The organism is Brevinematales bacterium (assembly GCA_026415355.1).
Lineage (GTDB): Bacteria > Spirochaetota > Brevinematia > DTOW01 > DTOW01 > SKYB106.
Genome location: JAOAHF010000050.1, coordinates 1 through 1,090, shown reverse-complemented (window position 1 = coordinate 1,090; position 1,090 = coordinate 1). Strand labels below are relative to the sequence as shown.

Here is a 1,090-nt window from a genome sequence, read left to right as displayed (position 1 = left end):
GATCTGTATAGCAATAGGCTGTATATCAACTCCGTAGATAGAGTTCTCTATTACGTAGAGCTTCCTAGCGTAGTCAGGATATTTGATACTCTCATCAAAGTTATCGTCAATGTCTTTTAGTAATTTTTGTCTCTTATCTTTGTCTTCAATTTTCAGAACTTCCTCAAACTCTTGAAGCACCTTTTTTCTTTGTAGTTCATGCCAGAGTTCATTATTTGGATCAACTTTGTTTAGTATATTCACAACTTTATGAACTATTCCTATTGGAAAAGCACCAGAACCGACTGCTGGGTCTATAACTTTAAGAGAGTCTATTGCTCTAAGTATTTTGTCTTTTTCTTCATCCGTTAATTCAGCATTTTCTTCGGAGTAAGAAAGAAGTATTCTTAATCTATCCTCGTCAATACTAGTTTTGGTTTTCAGATACTCAAGGAGAGATTCTTCTACCATGAAATCAACAATCTCTTTTGGAGTGTAATAACTTCCCGTTGCTTTTCTTGCGGTAGTTTTGGTTTCAGGATTGTAAGATGCAATTAAGTTTTCAAAGATGTATCCTAAAAGTTCAGGATTAAGAGACACCTCTACGTCCACTGGTGATGACTCGTCAGCATTAAAGTTATAGTCTTTTAGAATGTTTATAAGCCCTCTTACCTCAACTTCCTTTTCATAACCGTAAAACTTAGATAGGTTTTCTTTCCTTTTTTCTCTAAAGAACAGAAAATCTGGTAGTCTTGCTATTTTATAACTATTTCTTGTAAAGCCATCTATGTAATTCTCATCTTCATCAAGGCATTCAAAAAGACCACCGTTTATAAAAGGAACTTTTTTAAATACATTTATAATCTCATTTTCACTTAGCATCTCACTTTTGTATCTTAATGCTTCGGAACTTCTTTCTTCAGGGTATGTATTCAAAGTAGTGAAAAAGAGATTTTGTAGAATAACGTTGTAGTAATTGCAATCTTTACCAAAATCTTTGACAACTCCTTCAAGGAAAGCTGGATCAAAAATTTCTTCAGGTATAAGTCCTTTTTCCTTTAAGAACCAAACGAAGATAAGTCTTGTAAGAAGCCTTATTAGATTTTCCTCT

Annotated in this window: 1 protein-coding gene; it reads right to left on the bottom strand. The window is 33.4% G+C overall.

The features are described 5' to 3' along the window. A partial coding sequence (locus N2712_07995) for a BREX-1 system adenine-specific DNA-methyltransferase PglX (protein ID MCX8029918.1) occupies positions 1 to 1,090 on the bottom strand: 1,090 nt, incomplete at both ends.